Annotated in this window: 19 protein-coding genes; 1 reads left to right on the top strand and 18 read right to left on the bottom strand. The window is 40.8% G+C overall.

Annotation, left to right across the window (positions count from 1 at the left end; genetic code table 11):
• Window positions 1-25: 25 nt before the first annotated feature.
• The 16 genes from K1I44_RS10270 to K1I44_RS10195 all read right to left on the bottom strand — a co-directional run bounded on the left by K1I44_RS10270 (window position 26) and on the right by K1I44_RS10195 (window position 18,165).
• Entirely contained in the window at window positions 26-553 is a 528-nt protein-coding gene (locus tag K1I44_RS10270; RefSeq protein WP_003396023.1) for a thermonuclease family protein, read from the bottom strand.
• The gene (locus K1I44_RS10265; protein ID WP_219986091.1) at window positions 550-1,176 is read right to left on the bottom strand and encodes a histidine phosphatase family protein; all 627 of its coding nucleotides are present in this window, start codon (window positions 1,174-1,176) and stop codon (window positions 550-552) included. Before K1I44_RS10265 ends, K1I44_RS10270 begins: the two co-directional genes overlap by 4 nt.
• Window positions 1,177-1,233: 57 nt before the next feature.
• A complete protein-coding gene (locus tag K1I44_RS10260) occupies window positions 1,234-1,932 on the bottom strand; it encodes an ABC transporter ATP-binding protein (protein ID WP_219986090.1) in 699 nt (232 codons plus the stop codon).
• Complete coding sequence (locus K1I44_RS10255) at window positions 1,925-2,734, bottom strand: ABC transporter permease (RefSeq protein WP_219986089.1); 810 nt, start codon at window positions 2,732-2,734, stop codon at window positions 1,925-1,927. Before K1I44_RS10255 ends, K1I44_RS10260 begins: the two co-directional genes overlap by 8 nt.
• Window positions 2,731-3,180 carry a nitrous oxide reductase accessory protein NosL gene (locus K1I44_RS10250; protein ID WP_003396012.1) on the bottom strand — a complete coding sequence of 150 codons (450 nt, stop codon included), beginning with the start codon at window positions 3,178-3,180 and terminating at the stop codon, window positions 2,731-2,733. The genes K1I44_RS10255 and K1I44_RS10250 overlap by 4 nt, the downstream gene beginning before the upstream one ends.
• Window positions 3,177-4,418: a right-handed parallel beta-helix repeat-containing protein gene (locus K1I44_RS10245; RefSeq protein WP_370627992.1), complete on the bottom strand. Its 1,242-nt coding sequence runs from the start codon at window positions 4,416-4,418 to the stop codon at window positions 3,177-3,179. The genes K1I44_RS10250 and K1I44_RS10245 overlap by 4 nt, the downstream gene beginning before the upstream one ends.
• Window positions 4,419-4,594: 176 nt before the next feature.
• Window positions 4,595-6,523, bottom strand: a complete 1,929-nt coding sequence (locus K1I44_RS10240) for a bifunctional diguanylate cyclase/phosphodiesterase (protein WP_219986086.1) — start codon at window positions 6,521-6,523, stop codon at window positions 4,595-4,597.
• Window positions 6,524-6,638: 115 nt separating this feature from the next.
• The gene (locus K1I44_RS10235; protein ID WP_219986084.1) at window positions 6,639-8,702 is read right to left on the bottom strand and encodes a heavy metal translocating P-type ATPase; all 2,064 of its coding nucleotides are present in this window, start codon (window positions 8,700-8,702) and stop codon (window positions 6,639-6,641) included.
• Between the two features lie 11 nt (window positions 8,703-8,713).
• Window positions 8,714-9,019 carry an ArsR/SmtB family transcription factor gene (locus K1I44_RS10230; protein ID WP_219986100.1) on the bottom strand — a complete coding sequence of 102 codons (306 nt, stop codon included), beginning with the start codon at window positions 9,017-9,019 and terminating at the stop codon, window positions 8,714-8,716.
• A gap of 86 nt (window positions 9,020-9,105) precedes the next feature.
• Window positions 9,106-9,825: an exonuclease domain-containing protein gene (locus K1I44_RS10225; RefSeq protein WP_219986082.1), complete on the bottom strand. Its 720-nt coding sequence runs from the start codon at window positions 9,823-9,825 to the stop codon at window positions 9,106-9,108.
• Between the two features lie 3 nt (window positions 9,826-9,828).
• Window positions 9,829-10,863: a DUF294 nucleotidyltransferase-like domain-containing protein gene (locus K1I44_RS10220; protein WP_219986081.1), complete on the bottom strand. Its 1,035-nt coding sequence runs from the start codon at window positions 10,861-10,863 to the stop codon at window positions 9,829-9,831.
• Between the two features lie 16 nt (window positions 10,864-10,879).
• A complete protein-coding gene (locus K1I44_RS10215; RefSeq protein ID WP_003395999.1) occupies window positions 10,880-12,184 on the bottom strand; it encodes an ammonium transporter in 1,305 nt (434 codons plus the stop codon).
• A gap of 155 nt (window positions 12,185-12,339) precedes the next feature.
• Window positions 12,340-13,728: a hypothetical protein gene (locus K1I44_RS10210; RefSeq protein ID WP_219986079.1), complete on the bottom strand. Its 1,389-nt coding sequence runs from the start codon at window positions 13,726-13,728 to the stop codon at window positions 12,340-12,342.
• Between the two features lie 66 nt (window positions 13,729-13,794).
• Window positions 13,795-14,736: an endonuclease I family protein gene (locus K1I44_RS10205; RefSeq protein WP_219986078.1), complete on the bottom strand. Its 942-nt coding sequence runs from the start codon at window positions 14,734-14,736 to the stop codon at window positions 13,795-13,797.
• 164 nt (window positions 14,737-14,900) lie between these two features.
• A complete protein-coding gene (locus K1I44_RS10200; protein ID WP_219986077.1) occupies window positions 14,901-17,156 on the bottom strand; it encodes a thiamine pyrophosphate-dependent enzyme in 2,256 nt (751 codons plus the stop codon).
• Window positions 17,157-17,172: 16 nt separating this feature from the next.
• Window positions 17,173-18,165 (bottom strand): 2-oxoacid:acceptor oxidoreductase family protein, encoded by a 993-nt coding sequence (locus K1I44_RS10195; RefSeq protein ID WP_003395989.1) that lies wholly within the window; start codon window positions 18,163-18,165, stop codon window positions 17,173-17,175.
• A gap of 196 nt (window positions 18,166-18,361) precedes the next feature.
• Between K1I44_RS10195 and K1I44_RS10190 the strand changes: the two genes are divergently transcribed.
• The gene (locus tag K1I44_RS10190) at window positions 18,362-19,288 is read left to right on the top strand and encodes an MBL fold metallo-hydrolase (RefSeq protein WP_219986076.1); all 927 of its coding nucleotides are present in this window, start codon (window positions 18,362-18,364) and stop codon (window positions 19,286-19,288) included.
• 54 nt (window positions 19,289-19,342) lie between these two features.
• Here the strand turns inward: K1I44_RS10190 and K1I44_RS10185 are convergent, their stop codons facing one another.
• Both K1I44_RS10185 and K1I44_RS10180 read right to left on the bottom strand, forming a co-directional pair.
• Window positions 19,343-21,109, bottom strand: a complete 1,767-nt coding sequence (locus K1I44_RS10185) for an ABC transporter ATP-binding protein (RefSeq protein WP_219986075.1) — start codon at window positions 21,107-21,109, stop codon at window positions 19,343-19,345.
• On the bottom strand, window positions 21,106-22,860 hold the full coding sequence (locus K1I44_RS10180; RefSeq protein WP_219986074.1) for an ABC transporter transmembrane domain-containing protein: 1,755 nt from the start codon (window positions 22,858-22,860) through the stop codon (window positions 21,106-21,108). Before K1I44_RS10180 ends, K1I44_RS10185 begins: the two co-directional genes overlap by 4 nt.
• Window positions 22,861-22,887: the final 27 nt, after the last annotated feature.

The raw sequence follows: 22,887 nt of genomic DNA, 5'->3' as shown, positions 1-22,887 counted from the left end.
GACCTCTCCAGCCCTCTCTTTATATTCACGAAGCTTCATCCAACCACACGCTCATATTAAACCCTTTTTCCGTTACGTAGCCATCAACGCTCCATATTCGTTTTTTCGCTTTTTTCGCTTGCTCTTGCGCACGATACAATCGCTCCACATATTTCGTATCAGGTTCAAATACATAAGCTACACGCGCAAGCCCTTCTTTTACAATTAATTCTTGATACAATGTTTGTTCATCTATCCATATGTACGCAAGCAGTCGACCGTAACGATCGTACGGAGAGGGCTTCTCGCTCAATTCAACAATCACTCGTTGATGAAGAAGAACGTCTTTAGCAAATTGTTTTGCCTCCTCACCGTATGCTTGTTTTTCACGATACGTTTCCGGTGTATCAATATTTAATAGACGGACTGTTACTAATTCGCCATCTTTTCTTATTTTTACTGTATCTCCGTCAACGACATGTTGTACTGTCGCAACAAAAGTTGTTCCTTTATTTTGTTGCGTGCAACCACCGATAAAGAACATTGTAACAACAACAATCATCCATTTCTTCATGAGCGCATCGTCTCGCCTTCAAGATGTGAGATATCCGATTCACTTTCAATCTTCCAACCCTTTCCGTCAAACGAAACAATTGTAACGCTCGTTCCATATACGCGGCTATTTTCCCATAGCTGGGCGATCGTTTGCTGTTTCCAATAGACGAGAAGCGTACGAATGACCATGCCGTGCGTAACAACGAGAATATGGCCTTCCCGATGGTTTTCTGCAATATGATGAATAGCGGCAACAGCGCGTTGCTGTACATCTAGAAACGTTTCGCCGACGCTCGGATGGTATGCGTTTGGTTCATGATAAAAGTGATAATGATTTCGCTCGTCCGTTTGAGCAATTTCTGCAATCGTTTTTCCTTCCCACCATCCTAAATGAATTTCGCGCAATCGCTCATCAAAATATAATGGGATATCACGTTGCCCTAAAACAATTTGTGCTGTTTCTTTTGTCCGATCACTCGGACTACAATATGCCGCTACAAACGGAATCGCGCACAACCGGTGATGTAAAAGCGACGCATGTCTTTTCCCTGTTTCCGTTAAGGGAGAATCTTTCCATCCTTGCATTCGTTGTTGTGCATTCCACTCTGTCTCCCCGTGACGAATGACATACAATGTTAACATCTAAGCCCCTCCTTCGAATAAACGAAAAAAAAGCAAGCAACGATTGCTTACTTTTCATTATGTCATACGTTGTGAAATTTGCGCAAAAAATATAGACTCCAACGATTTTTCATGTTGACAAAGCTTAGAAACAGACTCATATATAAGCATCTGACCTTGATGAATAAAGGCAACAGTATCTGCAATTTCTTCTACAATTGACAGCATATGTGTCGAAAAGATGATCGCTTTTCCCTTTTCTTTTTCGGCTTGAATCAATCGTTTAAATTCCCATACCCAGTACGGATCTAAGCCGTTCGTCGGTTCATCTAAAATAAGGAGTGGAGCATCAGCTAAAAGCGCTTGCGCAAAAGCAAGGCGCTGTTGCATTCCTTTTGAATACGTCTTTACTTGTTTATGCTGGTCATTCGTTAACCCAACAAGCTCTAAACATTGTTTCACACGCTCGACAGTTGCTCCTTGCCATCGGCCGAATAGAGATAATACTTCATAGCCAGTTAAAAGCGGGGGAAACTGCAGATGATCGGGCATGAAAGAAAACCATCGTTTGTCATCATTTTGAACGGGCTTCCCGTTAACAAATATATGACCTCTCGTTTTAGGAAGCTGTCCGATCAACATTTTAATAATCGTGCTTTTTCCTGCACCGTTGCCACCGCATAACGCTAGACATTGTCCTGGTTGAATAGAAAAAGAAATATTTTCTACTTTATTTTGCTCGTTATATATTTTCGTCAACTGTTTCACTTCAAGCATGGTGTTTCCCTCGTTTCATCCATACGTTCATGAAAAGTAATGGAACAATTACCCATATACACACGATTACAGCGAACGTAAATTGTCCACTTGTGCTTTCCGCCCATGTCGACCATTCATATAGTTGCGGTCCGAACAATGCACTGCTTTTCATTGCTGCTACTGTCCAAACACGCATCAGCTCAACTGGATTCAATATGATCGATAGCCCAAATAATAAGATTGTCCACTGTTTCGGGGCGACTGACAACAACGCTAATACGATAAATTCATAAAACAAAACGAAAAATGCCCAAACAAACAAGCTCACACCGAGTGCTTGCAAACGATTAGAGGCAATAAGCCCAATCCATAAAGCAATGGCTAAAAAAATGCTCGTTAATATGATTGTTAATACAAATGAAAGGAAAAAAAATGTTGTCCATGTTCCTCCCGTCATAAAAAGAACGATGCTTGCACTTCCGTATCCAAATGCAATCACAGTCCATAACGATATGCAACTACCTACATATAACCCAAGCGTCAACGAACGAATAGAAATCGGATATGTTTGGATAAGCGCTAACCGACCGTCCTCTTTTTCTCCCGCAATAAATAAACTGCCTGCTAATAATGAAACAAGGGGAACAAGTAAAAGAGACAAGTTTAATAATGCAGCCGTCGAACGTGTAAATCCTCCTGTAGCTTCGTGTCCGCTGCCAGCGATGACGGCTGATGATAAAAGCGCAAATAGCACAGCAAAACTTACGAGCCATTTGCTACGAATCATCACCATCCATTGATATTTCATTGCTGTATTCATTGTTCAAATCCCCACCGATGTTGTTTTAGTTGTTCATACGTCCACAACTGCCCTTGTCCTTCTTGCTCCATATACGCTTTTGCATTTTGTTCATTTGCAAATGAAACGACGCCATAGCTCATCGGTGTCCAATAAGTTGCATTGTACACGTAAACGGCTTGTTCAAGCTCAACCCATTCCCCATTTGTTACATCACGAACATATAGCTTAGCTATATCATCATCGTTTTGTTGATTCATCCATTCCATCATGCAGCCAATATCATCAAACGTATAAACCGTTCCATCTTTTAAAATCGCTTCTGTAGCATATTGCTCTGCCGCTATACCCATATTACAAACGACGCACACATCTATATCCGGATTAATTTCTTTCGGTTCGTATGCGTTCTCTCCACTGCATGCAACAAGAAAACATAAAAACAACAGACTAGCGATTTTTTTCATTTTATTTTTCTCCTCCCATATTCAAGCATAGTCAAACTACTTAGCAATAAGATGCTTCCAAACAACGACAGTTTCCATGACCATTTTTTTCGTTCGTTTTGCCTATCAGGAATATCCATTAACGGAAATCGATCTTCGCCTTGTGCTTGTGCTTGCGCAAAAAAGGACTCCGTTGTATCGAGAAGCGCTAACGCAGGACTTTGAAAATAAAATTGCACACTTGGCCATCGTTGTAATAATCGGCTATACATGGAACGAATACGATGAGGGGCATCTCCAATACCGTCGTCGTTCCAATCGTAAAACCGATACGTATCCCAATAGTTCCCCTTTTCCCCATCATCAAATACGATAGGTGCACCTTGAATAAGGGCATCTTCCATATTTCCTAAAAATTGATTTTCTACAACGATGGCATCTTTATTTTCATATAAGCTATGTAGCGCTCGATAGTTATTTATAAATTCATTAGCCCTTATTTCACATTGGCGTGCATTTTGTAACGATAAAGCTGTATTATTATGACGCAACGTATTATTGTGCATCACGACATGTTCACTATCATAAATGAGCACTCCATATCCGCGATAGTCGAGTTGTTTAGCAATCGTGTTGCGCTCAATTGTAAACTGCTTTGACATCATCATCATAATCCCATTAATATTTTCGGTCATTACATTTTCTTTCGCTATTCCGCCTTCGGTATACATCAAATGGATAGCATAACGAGAAGCTATTATTTCATTTTTCTTCATCACTGTTTGCTTAGCCCAATCTAAATAAATGCCGTCTTGCACACGTGAAATATGATTATCGCGTATAGCGACATGCTTTGTCTTCAACAGGTGAATACCGTTCCCGCGTTGAGCAAAGTGAACATCACGACCTTGAATAACATTATTTACAATGTTGATGTGCATTCCGCTCTCTACATAAACACCGTAATGGGTGTCTTCAATACGAACATTTTTCAACGTGACATGCGAGCTTTCTTTAATGAACACACCCGCTCCTTTTCCGTATCCACTTTGACGAATCGTCATTCCTTCTACATGAACATGAGAAGCACGAATGACAACGACGTATTCACTCCCCTCTCCGTCAATCACTACTCCCGGCTCAGCGATGAAGCGGATCGACTTATCAATAGTAATCGGTCCTTTGTATACGCCTTGCTTTATGATTAGTACATCGCCATCATTTGCCCCATCAATCGCTTGCTGCAAATGTTTATGCACTACTATTTCCTCTCCATATACTGTTTTGGCAGACAAAAGTGTAAACATACATATAACTACAAAACATAAACGGTGCATGTTCATTCATTCCTTGTTTTCATCGTTTATACGTCCACATTAATGTAAAATTGTGAAGAAAAAAGAAAATATATGTGAACAAAAAGTGAAAAGAGGCGTCAATGGAGCGCCTCTTTCGTCTCGTTATGTTGTTCAAGCCATTGAAGCAACTTTTCTGCTTCTAACGACTGACTAAAGTAAAACCCTTGGGCAAAATCACAGTCCATTTTTTGTAACAATGATACTTGATCGTCACGCTCTACCCCTTCAGCGAGCACTTGTAAATCCAAACTTTTCGCCAAATGAATAATCGTATCAACAATCGTCGCATCTTTTGAATTATCTGTAATATCCCGAATAAATGAACGATCAATTTTTAATAGGGAAACAGGCAAGTTGCGAATGTAAGCGAGCGATGAAAAGCCGGTACCAAAATCATCAATTGCCACTTGAACTCCTAGCTGCTTTAATTGTGTTAAAATATGCTTTCCTGTTTCGATATTTTCCATCAATCCGCTTTCGGTTATTTCTAAAATTAAATATGTCGGTGGAAACTGTGTTTCTTGCAAAATATTTTTTACGTGCGTCACAAATTGTTTTCGATTTAGTAAAAATGGCGATAAATTCACCGCGAGCTTTAACGTCGGAAAATGATGTTGCCATTGTTTTACCTGTTGGCACGCCTCTTTTAACACCCAAGTCGTAATTTCAAAAATAAATCCATTTCTTTCCGCAATCGGAATAAACTCTAGCGGGGAAATCGCCCCGAGCGTTGGATGTGTCCAACGCATGAGCGCCTCAACACCCATGATCGCTTTGCTACCTAGCGACACTTTCGGTTGATAACATAAATAAAACTGATTATTTAGCAACGCTAACGGCAACTCTTGTTCGATCATCGTTTTCCGATTTTGTTGCGGATGATAAAAATGATATCCTTTTCCTCGTTCTTTCGCATAGCAAAGCGCTTGATCAGCTTGCTTCAACAACGCATCTAACTCTTGACCATCTTGCGGAAAAAACGTAACTCCAACGGAAAGGCTAGATTGAATGACATGCTCTTTATATCGGAACGGCTCGACGAACGCTTGTAGTAAATGTTCCATGCGTGCAACAATCGTTTCTTTATGCGCGTCATGTAACACGATCATAAACTCATCTCCACCAATCCGAGCAAAAAAATCTTCTTGCTGCAAATGTTGCTGAATGCGACGAACAGCCTCTTGTAAAAAGAAATCCCCCGCTTGATACGAAAAACGGTCGTTAATCCATTTAATTTTATCAAAATCAATATAACATAATGCAAAAGGTTGTTTCTTTTGAATCATATGTTGTACATACGTTTCAAAATAAAAGCGGTTTGGAATTTCTGTTAATGAATCAAAATTTTTTAATTTTTCAAGCGCTTCCTCGCAACATTTCCACTTCGTAATATCTTTTGCAACAACAACGACATGTTCGATGGCATTATGTTCATTTAGCAATGGATGTGCATGCATATGAATCCATATAAAATGCCCTTCCCGAGTTCGCCATCGACATTCAACCGTCGTCTCTTTCTCTTTTGTTGCATAGATTGTATGTAACTTTTCCATAAGAAGTGGGACATCGTCGTGATGTACGTAAGAAAATAGTTCGTGTCCACAAACCTCTTTGTCGCATTTCAACACATATTGGGCAGCTGGTGAAACGTACGTAATCTCGCCGTCCGCTGACAAAATAAACGTAAATTCTGATGCAAGAAAAGCGAGTGAAGAAGCAAGGCGTGCATCGGTAAACGGCTCGTATTGGTACGTAACGACAATAGCTTGCAACACTTCTTCTTTGTTATACAAGGCCGTCGCTTGTACATATACATCTTTTTGTTCATTTTTTCCCTTCACCATTGCGTACGAAGACAAGCGGCCACGTTTTACTTCTTGCATAAGCTTTTCGAGTAGCCCGCGATCAAAAACTTGATGATAAAAATGTCGAAAAAAATGTTCATCTGCTCCTAAAAGTTTTCCATTTGGAGCAATAACAGCGATTGCTTGCATAATTGTATTCATCCTCTTTGTTGTTAAAGTTCTATCTTCATTTTCACTAAAAATAGAGAAAAAATCAACAACGTTTCTAATATTTCTGAATAATATCCTTTTTTTACAAAAAGACGCACAACTTGAATCAAGTTGTGCGCTTTTCCCATAGAATAAGCAGACTGAACAAGCTAACAAAAATAGTTGCTCCCATATCAGATAAAATAGCAATCCATAACGTTAGCCAACCTGGAATTGTCAATAATAAAGCGATTGCTTTCAATCCGAGTGCTATTGCAATATTCAGTCGAATGGTACGATTCACCTTTCTAGCAATAGTAATCGCCTCTGGTAATTTTTCTAGGTGATCTTGCATAAGAACGACATCAGCTGTTTCGATTGCGCTATCTGTCCCTTTCCCCATGGCGATGCCAACATGTGCATGGGCAAGTGCTGGTGCGTCATTCATTCCGTCTCCTACCATAGCTACAATATCGTTTTTCATTAGCTCTTTGATTTTCTCTACTTTTTGCTCAGGAAGCAGTTGTGCAAACGTATTTGTGACTCCTACTTGTTCAGCCACTTGTCGTGCTACTTTTTCATGATCTCCTGTTAATATCACCGTACGGCGAATACCGATCCGATGCAGTTGTTGGATAACTTCTTTACTTTCCTCACGTATTTCATCTGCAACACCAAATAAACCGAGTATACGATGTTCGTCCGCTACAAAAATGATCGTTCGTCCTTCGTTTTTTAGCTTTTCGGCATCTTTTTCAATTTGTTCAGATACGTATCGTCCACCAACCATTTGCTCGTTTCCAATACGATACCATTTCCCATCGACTTTTCCTTCTACTCCGCTACCCGTTCGCGTCTCGATTTGCTCTGGTTGTTTATATGGAATGTCGTTTTGTTTTGCTTTTTTGATGATCGCTTGAGCCAGCGGATGAGAGGAAACACTTTCTAAAGATGCTGCAATATGAAGCAGCTCATGTTCATCGATATATGCAATGACGTCCGTAACATGAGGCTTCCCTTTTGTAATTGTTCCTGTTTTGTCAAAAGCAACGGTGCGTACACGACCGAGCGTTTCTAGATGAACGCCGCCTTTCACGAGCACACCTTTTCTCGCGTTGCGCGTCATCCCAGCTAACAAAGCAATAGGTGAAGATAAAATAAGCGCACATGGACAACCGACAATTAAAACGGCTAAACCTTGATATAATGAATCATGCCAAGGCACGCCAAGCCATAAAGGTGGAATCGTCATGACTAATAATGAAACAATCATAATGAACGGCGTATAATATTTGGCAAAACGATGAATGAACAATTCCAGCGGCGTTTTCGCCTCCTGTGCTTCCTGTACGAGACGCAATATTTTTGACAAAGAGCTATCTTTATATTGTTTTGTAATTTGAACGTGCAACATTCCTTCGTTGTTTACACTTCCACCGTACACGTTCATCCCTACTTCTTTTTCAATCGGCATCGATTCACCTGTAATCGCTGCTTCATTGACAGAACTTTTCCCTTGAACAACTATACCATCTGACGGAATTTTTTCGCCAGGTCGAACAAGTACGACGTCTCCAACTTGTAACGAATCAACTGAAATGATACGCATTTGTCCGTTAAATATGACGAGTGCTTCTTTTGGGGCTTGTTGCAAGAGCATCTGAAGCGAACGGCGTGCCCTTTCCATACCTAGCCCTTCTAAATATTCGTTAATGCCAAATAAAATCGCAACGACAGTCGCTTCTTTCCATTCCCCGATTCCGAACGCTCCAATGAGCGCAATCGTCATTAACGTATCCATATTAAAACGAAAATGAATGACATTTTTCAGCCCTTTAATGAACGTTTTATATCCGCTTAGCGCCGTTGCAATCATGTAAATAACAACAGTCACATTACCTATGTTAAAGCGTTCAAACAACAAAGCTATGATGAAAAGAACAATAGATGTACTAATGAAATAGAGAAGCGGATTTCGCTTTTTGGACGACTGTTCGTCGTCTTCTATATATGCTCCATCCGTCGCTAAAATGGCGCGTACGTTTTCTAGGTCGACGTGCTCATTTATGCGCAATGTTCCGCTCGTGTAGCTTAACGTCGCTCCTTCACCATACGGAAGTGACTGAATTTGCTCTTCTAATGCTCGCGCGCAATTTGCACACGTTAACCCTTTCACTTGATACTCCTTCACTTTATTCCCTCCTAATGATCACGCGCATGACGAATCGTCTGCTCGAGAATATGCAACACATGCTCATCGTCATGCGAATAATATAATGTCGTTCCTTCCCTTCGGTACTTCACAAGACGTAAATTTTTTAAAAATCGAAGTTGGTGGGATACAGTTGATTGTAAAAGTGACAAGCGATTCGCAATTTCTGTCACTGAAAACTCACCGAATGAAAGTAAATGTAAAATGCGGATACGAGTCGGGTCGCTTAACGCTTTAAATGTTTGAGATACGATAAACAGCGTTTCTTCATCTAAAGGCTCATACCGTTGATCCATCATATTCCCCTCTTTCAATATATGAATATATGTTCATATAAGTTAATGAAATTTTATAATTTTTCATAAAAAAAGTCAACATTCTTTTAAGAACATTGACTAAGCAGCGCATACAGGTCATGCAATGTATCGATTTTCATCTGCTGTAATTCGACAAAAACACGCTTCCAAATCTCAAATAAACTCATTACATCCCCTAGTGCTGTGTGACGGTTCATAGGGGACAAACCGTAAAAAGAAAGGGCGTCATCAAGTGTTGGGAATATGTCGTGATGGATACATTCCATTATTCTTCTCATTTCGATTGCTGTTTGTTGTAGAGATGTACGATAATTTCGTGATAAAAATTCATTCAAAAATGCAATATCATGCTGAATATGATAACCGAGCAAAATACTGCGATTCAAAAAAGGAAGAATACGATGCATCTCTTGTTGTAGCGACGGGGCATCGGCCACATCTTCATTCGTAATGCCAGTAAGTATAACAACTTGTTCTGGGATGCGTCTTTTCGGGCGAAAGTGGGAACAATACAAATCTAACGCTTCCCCTTTTTTTGTTTTTAAAGCGGCCAATGAAAAAATTTCGTCTCCTCTTTGCGGGGAAAATCCTGTCGTCTCTGTATCTAACAAAATAAATATAACATCAGAAAGTGGGGTGTCGAGCGAATACGTATGCTTTCTCGCTTCGCGCATCGTTTTTCGAATCCATACCTCTTGTTGAAAAGCTGAACCGACTGCTGTTGCTTGATCATGTCGAAGCCCAAGCGACAACAGACGATTGATCCATTGAAACGGACGCTCCATCGCTTACACCCACTTTCTTGCATCGCGCTGCACCTTTTTGGCTACAACCATCGCTTTTTTTAATTGCTTTCGCTCTTCTTTTGATAAATGCTGCATCAATATATAATTATGTTCTCCTTCAAGCGAACAGCGTAAACGAAAATATAAAAACGTTCGAAACGCCTCGTCTATACGTTCAAATAACTGTTTTGAACAACCGTTTTTAGTATACCAACACGCTAATCGCTCAAACGTAGACATCGAATGAATAAATTGTTTTCGAACAGCGATCCACTTCAGTATATGGCTTAGTTGAACATATCCTCCTTGTTTTATATCAATCATCCCACTTTGTGCCCCCCATCGTTCTACGTACACGCGACGAAAAGGGCCAATGGGCACGGGAGGCGTATGAATACTGTCAACGATTCGATTACGTAAAGAAACCGTCGTTGTCATTTTGTTATATAACGCCTCCTTTAGTTGAGCAACTAAAGATGGTTCCCCATGAATTGGTCGCATATCAACTAACATGGACAAATAACGAATATCATCTATATGCTCGTTTTGTACATATTTTTGAATTTGCTCGTTCCAATCTTCCTTCTCTTTCAGCCATCTCTCATTTGTCGCCATCACATGTCCTGTGCAATACGGATAGCCAACTTCATTCAAAAAAAGAACACCAATGCGGGCATACTCGCGCATATATGCATAACAATCCTCTTTTTCGCTACTTAAACAAGAAAAAATGACCCCGTTGTCTTGATCTGACCAGACAGTCGCTTCCCTCCGTCCGCTACTTCCCATGACAAACCAGCAAAAAGAAGATGGCTTTCTCCCTATTCCCATTCGATCAACTTCCCGCTCAGCCAGCAATAATGCTTGTTTCATTAATACATCATGGCATGCACTAAGCGCATCGTATATTTCAAGCATGCGCTGAAAAGAGAGGGGGAAAGAAGAGAGAACGAAAGCAACTTCATCATGAAGTTGCTTTAGTTCTGTCGTACTACTGCATTGTTCTACTCGAACGATAATCGTTTCCAAATGATTCATGACATCACCATCTTTATTAAGAACGAGTTAACGTCGCTGTTTGTTGATAGGTTGGGTCTAAATGTTCTGGATACCCGTACGAACCATGTTCGCTAATATCAAGTCCAGAAATTTCTTGTTCAGGCGTCACACGTAAACCAATCGTCTTTTTCAAAGTGAACAAGATGATAAACGAAACAACTGCCACGTATACAGCGGCCCCTAGAACTCCTACCGTTTGCACAATAAGCTGATCGAATCCCCCGCCATAAAACAGCCCTGCTTTTCCGATTCCCGTTATTTCAACGAGGCGCGGGGATGCGAAAAAGCCAGTCGAAATCGTACCGACAATTCCGGCGATACCATGAACAGAGAATGCGTAAATCGGGTCGTCAATTCCTTTTCGTTCAAAATATACGGACGTCCAAAATGTAAATGATCCTGCTACTGCCCCGATCACAGCTGCCGCCCACGGTTCAACGAATGCACATGCAGCTGTGATGGCAACAAGTGCGGCTAATACACCGTTTACCATGGCCGGGATATCTGCCTTGCCAACAAGCCATTTCGCTGTCAAAATGGAGGCGATCGCTCCAGCTGCAGCAGCAATATTTGTCGTTAATGCAACATAGCCAAAAAATCCGTCTGCTGTTCCCATCGTACTTCCTGCGTTAAAGCCAAACCAACCGACCCATAAAACAAACCCACCGATAACGGTATATACTTGGTTATGTCCTGGAATGAAGTTAGGTGTACCGTCTTTGTTAAACTTACCGATGCGTGGACCTAATAACATCGTTGCGATTAATGCAGCAATTGCTCCTTGTAAGTGAACAACGGTGGAACCCGCAAAGTCTTGCATCCCCATTTCACCGAGCCATCCACCACCCCATACCCAATGGCCGATAACAGGGTAAATGGCAACAGTAAAAATGGCTCCGAAAATAAAGTAAACAGATAGTTTCGCTCGCTCGGCGAATCCTCCCCATGCAATTGCTAAAGAGACACCAACAAAAGCGAGTTGAAATAAAAATTTCAGTTCAAGTGGCACATTCGCCCACGAAAGAGAAGAAAACGTCTCTTTTCCTTCCTTCAAAAACCACCCTTCCGTTCCAATCAACCCATTTCCTTTTCCGAATGTAATCGCAAAGCCTGCCGCCCAAAATGCGAGCGAAGCGATCGCAAAACTTAATATTTGCTTTCCAGCGACATGACCAGCGTTTTTCATTCGCGTCGATCCCGCTTCTAACAAAGCAAATCCGACTTGCATTCCAATAACTAAAATCGCCCCTAACATCACCCAAAGTGAATCAATTGCCAAACTCAACTGTACCTCATTCATTCTCATCTCTCCTCCATGTCATTTTTTATAACATTTATGGTTATAATATATTACATAAATAAAAAGAAATGCAACAGTTTTTTGAAATTTTTTTATTATCATGTTAATTTTCATTACACAAAAAAAGAGTGCCTCGTTGGAGACACTCTCTGTAACTAAATAAGAAACATCGCAACAATTGTTGTTACAGTTAGCCCGATAATAACTGGCACAATATTTCGTCTCGCCAATTCAAATGGGCTGACACCGCAAATTGCAGCGGCTGGAATGAGCGCCCAAGGCACTAATGTTCCTCCCCCAACCCAAATTGCTGCGATTTGACCAAGCGCTGTCAATGTGGCAATTCCCGTTCCAATTGCTGTTGCAAACAATTTTGCAATGGAGCCGACAAGGGAAATACCTGAAAATCCTGAACCGTCCAAACCTGTAATTGCACCTACTCCCACTAGTGTAACAGCTCCTACTTCTTTACTTAATGGAACGACACTCGATAAAGCCACACCTAAGTCATTCACAATGCCATGCGATTGTTTTGGTAAAAAATCTCCCACAATCGTCTGAAATCCTGAATCCCCTAAATAAAAGAAAGCAGCAATTGGAATGACTGGACCGAACACTTTAAAACCAAATTGAAATCCTTGAATCAATAAATCTGTAATTTGTTCTAAACTCTTCTTCTTATATGCTGTAACTGAAAGAAGAGATAAAATAAAAATTGCTGTTCCTCCAATTAATGCAGTTGCATCTCCCCCTTGCAATTGAAAATAATACATTGCAACAACGTCCAATCCGAACAGCATAGGGATGAGAAGCGCGAATGCGACTTTCATCCGCTTCGTTAATAGATGGGATTGCACTTCATTTTCTTGAATGGCAACGACTTCACCTTGTTGAATATTTCCCCTCTTCATGTCACGGCGCAGCAAGAAAAATGCCGTTGTTACCGTGACGATTCCCATAATGAAGACGAGCGGGACACTTGCTGAAATAACTTCAGACACCGGAATACCTGCTGCATCCGCCGTTAGTTTCGGTGCCCCTTGAATAACGAAATCACCTGATAGTGCAATACCGTGACCAAACAAATTCATCGCCATTGCCACCCCTAGTGCCGGGAGGCCTACACGCACAGCAACCGGCAACAATACCGCTCCGAGTAGCGCCACTGCAGGCGACGGCCAAAAAAACCAAGAAATTATCATCATTAATATTCCAATCGTCCAATAAGCTAACGAAGGTGTACGAATCAATTTTGCAAACGGCGCGATCATTACTTCATTCACTCCTGTGCCTGTAAGAAGTTTACTCATCGATACGATAATAGATATAACAAGAATAGTCGGAAGAAGTTCAGTTATGGCATAAATAAAACTTTTAAAAATGGTGCTAATAGAAAGCGGCAACGATCCTGTTGCTGTAACCGCTAACAAAAAGATACCCATCATACAAACTAATGATGTATCTTTACGCCAAACCATCAACGCGATAATAACACAAATAAACGAGACGTAAATCCAATGTAACGCTGTTAGCTCTACACCCATCGTTCTCTTCCCCTTTTCATAAACTGTAATACAGCATATGAAAAAGAGGAGAATGTGTGCGAACGCCTATCTGCTTTTACGCCCAATTAGAAAATAAAGCTGTTCAGCAAGATTTGGTTTATCAATAAATGGGTTGCGATTTCCTTGAATTCGAAAAATCGCCGCATTTCGATGTCTTTCATACATTGTAACAGGAAAGCGTTTATGCCATTGGACAAGAAGTGGAATATTGATTTGATCGACAAACGGATGTTTGATTGCACGCGGATAGCGAACGAGAAAGTACATCATCGCCCGAGCTACCGCCCCTTTCCCGTGTTCCGGTTCAAAATGCTCCTCGTGTGCGACGCCGCAATCATTTTGAACGACTTCATCAGGAGACTCTGGTTCATAAAACGGAAAATCGGCATACGGAAAATTCGAGCGAATCGAATTACAACGCGGTTCACAAACAAATAAGTGATGCAAGTCTCCTTTCATCGGCTCCTTGGCCCCAAACCACGATTGCGGAACAACATGTTCTGCATTAAATTTAAATTGTTTATCAACCATTTTTATCTTTTGCTCTAGATCAAGTTCACCTTTTTTTGCTTTTTTCACAAGTTGAATAAATTGCTCATATCGCTTTTGGATTGTCTCATAATCTTGTAAAATCACCGCACGTGGGTCTTTCTTTTTTCCTGAATAAATGCTTTTTACTGTTCCATCTGGTTGTAAATCGACCCACGTGTACAAATAATAATCTTTACTCAAAAAATATGGCATGCGGCGTATATGTGTCCGCTTAATTAAATCGTGATATGCTTGAAATAAAAACGTTCCGTCCGTTTGATCATGAATATGCTCATAATATCGTTCAATAATGCGCGTCTCTTCTTTTTCGTTATAATATAAATCGTTTTGCTGATGAATTTTTTGTTGGTTTTGAATTAATTCTTGTAAAATCTCTTTTTGTTTTTCTTCCCAATGCTTCAACTGTTCCGCGTGTTGAAGGATAACATCTTCCAACGCTCTTCTCTCCAATCATTTTTTACTATAATATATTCATCTATTGTTCATCACGACGCGGCCATATTCCCTCTTCTTTATACATCTATTATAGTCAATATGAAAAATAAAAAATAGAACTGGGCACATGTTATGGCCAGTTCTATGTTTAATGCACATGTTTTTTATAAATACGGATGTTCGTGCATCGCTTTTAAACGACGCCATCTCCTCTCTACTTCTTGTTCAAAAGCAGCCAGTAGCTCGCGATTTTCTTCTTTTAGTAAATGCTTTGCTTTCCCCATGTATTTCAACCATTCTTCTAGCGGCACGCGCTTATTTTTTTCCTCTGGATCGTACGTAATTGTCGTTTTTCCCCGCTCTACTTCATATAACGGGAAGAAACATGAATCTACCGCTGCTTTCATTATTTTTTCGCCGTATCGCTCTTCTGATTTCCAGTTTAATGGACATGTGATAAGTAGTTTACCGTACGCCGTTCCTTCATGTTGCGCATACCATTGGGCCTTTGCTGCTTTTTTAATTAAATCTTGCGGAAACGCTTCTGTTGCTGTAAATACGTACGGAATGTTTGTAGCGGCCATCATTTGCGCTGTATCTTTATGATGAGACGCTTTTCCTTTCTGTTTCTTCCCAACACCTGTTGTACTCGTCATGTGTCCGATTGGTGTTGAATACGACATTTGTGATCCAGTATTCATATATCCTTCATTGTCATATTCTAGCATAATTAGTTTATGGTTACGAAGTGCCGTGCCGATCGCTGATCCCATACCGATGTCCATCCCACCGTCACCTGTCACCATGACAAATGTGATATCATCGGAAATTTCAATATCTCCGCGACGTTTCATCTCAAAAAAGGCTTCTACCGCTCCAGATAATGTAGCTGGACCGTTTTGGAACAAGTTATGAATCATTGTTTGTTTATGTGAGCTGTATGGATATGCTGTCGTCACGACATAAGCACAGCCCGTTTGAAATAAAACGACAACATCCCCTTCAATCCCTTTAAAAAACAACTCAAGAGCTGGGAAAATACCACACCCTGGACATGCTCCGTGGCCCGGGGCTAATCGTTTCGGTTTTGCTGTTAACGCCCGAAGTGGAGGAATTTTCACTTTTAATCTTTTTGTCTCTTCATCTTCAGTCACTTGAATAAGTCCACTTTTAAACGCATCCCCATGCATCGGTTTCATCACTTTTTCCCATCTATGCTCAGAATTTCCTGGTACATGACCAAAATAATCAAATGGTTTTTCTGCAAATCCTTTTTCTAAAGTTTGTAAAGCAATATCAAAAAATGCCTTTGCATCATCTGGATAAAAATCTTTTCCACCAAGTCCAAAAATGCGTGTTAAAACAATAGTTTGATTGCGTGGATCTTCTTTGAGAGCGGACTTAATTTCATGCGTCATGTTCCCCCCATACGCCCCGTATGAATCGGCACGCTCCCCTACAAGAAGAACTTTTACATGTTTACATGCTTGACGAATCGCCTCGCTCGGAAATGGACGAATGATATTTGGACTAATGACACCTGCTTTTACTCCTTTTGCCCTTAATTGATCGACGACATCTTTTGCTGTTTCAGCCGCTGAGTTAATTAAAAATAACGCGACTTCTGCGTCTTCCATTTTATACAAATCAACAAAAGGATACTCCCGTCCTGACAATTGCGCATATTCTCCCGCCACTTGTTGAAATACATGAGCTGCCCGATATAACGCTTCTGATTGTTGATAATGATTATTAATTAAGTCATCACCATTCATATGTGCACCAATGGTTACTGGTTTCCGTGGATCAGATGCGTTTGGAAAATGGGTTGGACGTTCCCCAATAAACGCTTGAACGACTTGACGATCTTTGAAATATTGCACTTTCCGCTTTTGATGCGATGTGAAAAATCCGTCATATGCCACAATGACTGGCAAACGCACATCCTCATGTTCAGCAATTTTTAAAGCGATAATATTCATATCGTATACCGCTTGAGGAGTACGTGCTGTTAAAATAACCCATCCTGTATTTAAAGCAAAATATAAGTCTGAATGATCGCCACGAATATCTAACGGCCCACTAATCGAACGTGTCACTAAATTCATAACCATTGGAAATCGTGTGCCCGATTGAACAGGCAACTGTTCTAACATATACATAAGACCGTTAGCACTTGTTGCATTAAACACACGAGCTCCCATCACCGCTGCGCCATAGCAAATTCCTGCGGATCCGTGCTCCCCATCAGCAGGAATAAGTACAATATCATGTTCTCCACGCACTTTCATTTGATCTAATAACTGGGCGATTTCCGTTGATGGTGTAATTGGGAAATAGCCCATAAGATGATAATTAATTTGTGCTGCTGCAAGTGCTGCCATCTCATTTCCAGACTCAAATGTGACTACTTGTTCCATCTCTATCCTCCTCCTTTCAAATTGTCATTCGTTTTACCGTGTGCGCCTCGGCAAAACCAACTTGTTCACGATATGACGTTAATGCGCTTGTTGGGCATGCTTCTACGCATTTCAAACAACCTTTGCAATATTGATAGTCAATCCCCTTCAAAAACATTTGTTTTCTACCTTTACGATCCTCCTCTTCTTCCCAAACAAAACAAAAATCTGGACAAACAGTATCACATGCTGCACAGTGAATACAGGCATCTTTCTCCCACTTCGGCAAAAACCCTTGTCGAGAGCCACTTACATCTTTCAATACACTATTTCCGTTTGTTATGATCACCCCACCGATCGTTTGTGTTTCATATCCAAACAAAGGATACGGACGGGAAAACGACGTTTCAGATGCTAATGAAAGGTTTTCACTTTCATAAAAACGAACTTCCTCATATCCGCGCTCGAATGTACGAATGTTCGCCTCAACGAGATGTGGATATTTTTTTTCAAACGTTTTACGAATAACACTTTTCATTTTTTCAGGATCAAGAAAGTGGCAAATGCGAAATAATGCCCCGAGCATAGCCGTATTTACTTTTGTTTTTTCCTCTACCGCAATCCCAAGTGCATCGATGACCGCAAGCGTTCCATATGGCAAACGTAAATCGCGACGAATATGTTCAGCACTTCGTACAGAATTGACGAGCACAATGCCATTCGGGCGCAATCCACTAACGACATCAACCATTTTATAGAGCGCTTCATGAAAAACTCCGATGACATGCGGTTGTTCGATCGGACTATGATCACGAATATGTACGTGTTCATCGCAAAAACGAATGTAACTTTTCACCGGAGAGCCTTTCTTTTCGGATCCGTATGTGGAAAAGTTTGACGCGTTTAATCCGTGCCCAAGGGCACCTACTTCCGCCAGCATTTTTCCTGCTAAATTTGCTCCTAGTCCCCCGATCGATTCTAAACGTATCTCGAAAAAGCCTAACTCATTTGTTTTTGGTAAAATAGACATCGTATCCCCCCTCATCCGTCAGTTGCTCTTTCATTTTATAAAAAATTTCAAAAAAGAGATGTGACAAAAATCAAACATAACCATATTTTTTACTTATACAAACAAAAAAAATAATGAAATTATGTTATATAACAACAAATTTTTATATATAACAGAACGTCATGTTCGAATGAAACAGAGTTTTGGGAGGAGAAAAATGAGAAAACGATATGAAAATTTAGATGGGATTACTACAACTAAGTCATTTGCTGATTTGCGGCGTTGGTATGCGGAAAGGAGACAAAAAAAGAAAGATTGGTCATATACTTTGCCGCGCGAACATATTGATCCTTCGCGGCTACATGCGAATCGGGATCAAACATTACTCACATGGATAGGGCACGCTACGTTTATTATTCAAGTAAACGGACTAACGATTGTTACAGATCCCGTATGGGCAAAACGATTAGGAACCATTCGTAGGCTAACGGATCCAGCTGTTTCGATTGACGACGTACCTCCTGTCGATATCGTACTTATTTCTCATAGCCACTATGACCATTTGCATTTTTCCAGTATAAAAAAATTGAAGGGAACTCCACTTATCCTTGTACCGAGCGGATTACGCTCATCGTTTCTCAAAAGAGGAATAGAGCGTGTCGTACAATGTGATTGGTGGGAAACCGTTGTGGAGCGGGATGTTTCATTTACGTTTGTCCCAGCACAACATTGGTCGAAACGAACACTATTTGATACAAATGCATCCCATTGGGGAGGATGGGTGATTGAAACAGAAGGAAAACCAACGTTTTACTTTGCCGGGGATAGTGGATATTTTCGTGGGTTTCGTGACATTGGAGCTCGTTTTCATATTGATTATGCGTTGCTGCCTATTGGGGCATATGAACCCGAATGGTTTATGGGGCCTCAACATGTGACACCAGAAGAGGCTGTACAAGCATTTGTTGATTGCGGTGCCAACACATTTATTCCGATGCATTACGGTACATTTCCACTCGCTGACGATACACCAAAAGAAGCGCTAGATCGCCTATATGCCGAATGGGAACGGCGCAACCTTCCAAGCGAGCAGCTATGTGTACCAAAACTAGGGGAAATCGTATATTGCGAAACCGCCACTTAACATGGCGGTTTCGACAAATGTGCTTTACAAAACTAAAACAAGCTTCAGAAACTTTTATATACATACATCTTCGGTTAACCCATTTTGCAAGACGTACATCCGATAATATAACCCTCGTTTGGCAAGCAGCTGTTGATGCGTACCGCGCTCAACAATTTCGCCTTGATGCAAAACGAGAATTTGATCGGCATCTTGAATGGTCGATAAACGATGAGCAATCGCAATCGTCGTCCGTCCTTTTCTCATTTTTTCGAGCGCTTCTTGAATCGCTTCCTCCGTTTCTGTATCAATATTTGCCGTTGCTTCATCAAGCACTAATATTTTCGGATTGATCGCAATCGTACGAGCAAAGGCAATGAGCTGACGTTGACCGCTCGAAAACGTCGTTCCTCTCTCTGTTACAGGATGATCATATCCTTTTGGTAGCTTTTCAATAAACGAATGCGCTTGAACAAATTTCGCCGCTTGTTCAATATCGTTCTCCGTTAAACTTTGATTGTAAAGCCGAATATTATCTCGCACCGTTCCATAAAACAAAAACGGATCTTGAAGGACAAGGCCGATATTTTTTCGTAACTCCTTTTTCGGATAAGCTTTAATCGACTTGCCGTCAATCAAAATTTCTCCACGTTCAAACTCATAAAAGCGCATAAGCAGTTGAATAATTGAGCTTTTTCCGCTTCCTGTATGACCGACGAGCGCAACTGTTTCTCCAGGTCGAGCGATAAACGAAATATTTTTTAACACGTCGCGTTTTCCATCATAACTAAACGATACATTGCGAAATTCCACCGTTCCTTTTTCAATAACAAGTGGTTGCTCATCTTGTTTCGGCTCTTCTTCTCGTTCATCTAACAATTGAAACACGCGCGACGAAGCAACGAGCGCTTGCTGAAACATCGATAAACGCATCATCATTTGGTTAATCGGTTCAAAAAAACGCTCTAAATAATTGACGAAGGCGTACAACACACCAATTTCAACCGGACTTTGAAAAGAAGAGATGCCAAAATAACTTAAAACGACAATAAGCGAAAACACATAAACAACGTCTGTCGCTGGACGAAGCAATAAACTATCAAGTTTAATATTTTTCATTGCGGCTATATAATGTTTTTCGTTAATATTTCCAAATTGCTCTCTCATTCGTTTTTGCTGACGGAACGCTTGAATGATCGCCATACCTTGAAGCGACTCATTTAACTTTGCATTCAACTGGCTTAACCGCTCACGCAAATCGCTATAAAACACCGAGCTATACTTTCGATACGTACGAATAATGATATAAATAATCGGTAAAATCACTAAACAAAAAGTAGCTAAACGAACATCGAGCAAAAACATCGCAACAAATACACCGACTAAGAAAAAAGCACTTTGAATAAATGTAACGAGCACTTCAACAAACATTTCTTTAATCGCTTCCGTATCATTTGTCACTCGCGATACGATACTTCCGGCTGGCGTCCGATCAAAATAGCGCATTCCTAACGATTGTACTTTAGAAAAAACATCGATACGAAGTTGTTGAATAATTTTTAGTGCAATTTCTTGAAACTTTAACAATTGAAAATAAGATAGAACGACTTTCCCAATGTGGATCGCGACGTAAGCGGCTGCTAGTCCGATCATTGCTTGAAGCGGGAATGTCATATGTGTTAAATAGTTATCAATAAAAATTTTCACGATAATCGGCCCAAGCACTTCCCCTGCAGTCGTTAACGCTAAAAGAAAAAAAGCAAACAATAGCGATTTTCGATGCGGTTTTGCATAGCTCATGAGCCGCATAAACACTTGCCGTTGATTTATATTCGATCTCATTGTACACCTCCACGTTCCACAAACTGTTCAAGCTGTTGGCGAACGTACATATCTCGATACCAACCATCTTTGGAAACAAGCTCTTCGTGCGTACCTCGCTGAATAATGTTTCCATCTTCAAGCACTAAAATCAAATGTGCGTGTTGAATGGCACTTAACCGATGCGTCGCAATCATCGTCGTCTTTCCGGCCCGGGTTTCTTTCAACGCTCGTAAAATGCGCTCTTCCGTTTGCGCATCGACAGCGGATAGCGAATCGTCTAAAATAAGCACTTCTGGGTCAAGTAATAGAGCGCGCGCAATCGATAGCCGTTGCTTTTGTCCTCCCGATAAAGACACACCTCTTTCACCAACAACTGTTTCATACCCTTCTGGAAACTGTACAATATCATCGTGCACTTGGGCGAGTTTGGCAACATGCTCTACTTCTTCTTGACTCGCATCTGGTCGAGCAAAAGCAATATTGTCACGAATGGAGGCAGAAAAAAGAAAATGATCTTGTGGTACATAACCAATGGCTTCGCGCAATCGTTCTAACCGATATTGTGTAATGGAATGTCCGCCAAAATAAACGTCTCCATCCATTCCAACAAACTCGCGCAATAATATTTTTAAAAGCGTTGTCTTTCCGACCCCTGTTTTCCCAACAATTCCTAACGTTTCTCCTTTTTTTAATGTAAACTGAATATGCTGTAATGTTGGCTCCGTTTCATTCGGATACGTAAAGGAACGAATGTCGTACGTGATGTCACCTGTCGGTACTTCATCAAGTAATCCTTCATTTTCTTGTATATCTGGTTTTTCGCGCAACAACGAGGAAACACGGTCATACGAAGCGCGACCGCGTTCGACAATATTAAATAACCATCCGAACGCTAACATTGGCCAAATAAGGAGACCTAAATACATCGTAAACGAAATTAGCTGTCCGATTGTCAATTCTCCTTGCACAACAAAACGAGCACCAAAAACAATCGCTAAAAAAAACGACACGCCGACAATGAGCGAAATCGTTGGATCAAACAATGAATCAATGCGAGCAACCGCCATATTTTTTTGAACGACGTCATCCGCTTGTACTCGAAACGATTCGATTTCTTCTTTTTCTTGTCCGAACGTTTTTATTACTTTCACGCCCGCAATGCTTTCTTGCACTTTATCGTTTAAAGCAGAAAATGCCTCTTGCGCATGATGAAACCGTTGATGAAGTAGCGAACCATAGTAGCTTGTTAAATAAGCCATAAGCGGCATCGGCAATAAACAAATGAGCGTCAGTTTCCAGCTAATTGTAAAGGCCATCGTCGCAATGACAAAACCCCCGATGCATAGTGAATCGACAAGCGTTAAGACGCCAACACCCGCTGTTTGTTGAATCGCTTGTAAATCATTTGTCGCATGTGCCATTAAATCACCGATGCGGCGATTTTGATAAAATGACGGAGACATCGTTGTAAAGTGACCGTACAGCCGATCGCGCAACAATCGAGCAAGCTTCGCTGCTGATCCAAAAATCATCGTCCGCCAAACGTAACGACAACCGTACATACAAATTGCTACACCTGCAAGCAAGCTTAACCACATTACAAGCTTTTCTTTCGTCAATTCCCCCGCTTTTATCGCATCAACAACGTGCCCAATCACTTTCGGTGGAACAAGCTCAAGCAACGACACAATCGCAAGCAATATAACTCCGATCATATACGCTTTTTTTTCTTGCTTAAAAAACCACATTAAGTCCAAAAATACTTTCACATTCCATCCCTACTTTCTCACATGCCC

It is taken from the genome of Anoxybacillus sp. ST4, from assembly GCF_019448545.1.
Classification (GTDB): Bacteria; Bacillota; Bacilli; order Bacillales; family Anoxybacillaceae; genus Anoxybacillus; species Anoxybacillus pushchinoensis.
This window is presented reverse-complemented; position numbering and strand designations above follow the sequence as displayed.

What these genes read in the sequence shown, in the direction of transcription:
- K1I44_RS10270 (WP_003396023.1), bottom strand. Translation starts at nt 553, where the DNA reads ATGAAGAAATGGATGATTGTTGTTGTTACAATGTTCTTTATCGGTGGT.
- K1I44_RS10265 (WP_219986091.1), bottom strand. Translation starts at nt 1,176, where the DNA reads ATGTTAACATTGTATGTCATTCGTCACGGGGAGACAGAGTGGAATGCA.
- K1I44_RS10260 (WP_219986090.1), bottom strand. Translation starts at nt 1,932, where the DNA reads ATGCTTGAAGTGAAACAGTTGACGAAAATATATAACGAGCAAAATAAA.
- K1I44_RS10255 (WP_219986089.1), bottom strand. Translation starts at nt 2,734, where the DNA reads ATGAATACAGCAATGAAATATCAATGGATGGTGATGATTCGTAGCAAA.
- K1I44_RS10250 (WP_003396012.1), bottom strand. Translation starts at nt 3,180, where the DNA reads ATGAAAAAAATCGCTAGTCTGTTGTTTTTATGTTTTCTTGTTGCATGC.
- K1I44_RS10240 (WP_219986086.1), bottom strand. Translation starts at nt 6,523, where the DNA reads ATGAATACAATTATGCAAGCAATCGCTGTTATTGCTCCAAATGGAAAA.
- K1I44_RS10230 (WP_219986100.1), bottom strand. Translation starts at nt 9,019, where the DNA reads ATGGATCAACGGTATGAGCCTTTAGATGAAGAAACGCTGTTTATCGTA.
- K1I44_RS10225 (WP_219986082.1), bottom strand. Translation starts at nt 9,825, where the DNA reads ATGGAGCGTCCGTTTCAATGGATCAATCGTCTGTTGTCGCTTGGGCTT.
- K1I44_RS10220 (WP_219986081.1), bottom strand. Translation starts at nt 10,863, where the DNA reads ATGAATCATTTGGAAACGATTATCGTTCGAGTAGAACAATGCAGTAGT.
- K1I44_RS10215 (WP_003395999.1), bottom strand. Translation starts at nt 12,184, where the DNA reads ATGAATGAGGTACAGTTGAGTTTGGCAATTGATTCACTTTGGGTGATG.
- K1I44_RS10210 (WP_219986079.1), bottom strand. Translation starts at nt 13,728, where the DNA reads ATGGGTGTAGAGCTAACAGCGTTACATTGGATTTACGTCTCGTTTATT.
- K1I44_RS10200 (WP_219986077.1), bottom strand. Translation starts at nt 17,156, where the DNA reads ATGGAACAAGTAGTCACATTTGAGTCTGGAAATGAGATGGCAGCACTT.
- K1I44_RS10195 (WP_003395989.1), bottom strand. Translation starts at nt 18,165, where the DNA reads ATGTCTATTTTACCAAAAACAAATGAGTTAGGCTTTTTCGAGATACGT.
- K1I44_RS10190 (WP_219986076.1), top strand. Translation starts at nt 18,362, where the DNA reads ATGAGAAAACGATATGAAAATTTAGATGGGATTACTACAACTAAGTCA.
- K1I44_RS10185 (WP_219986075.1), bottom strand. Translation starts at nt 21,109, where the DNA reads ATGAGATCGAATATAAATCAACGGCAAGTGTTTATGCGGCTCATGAGC.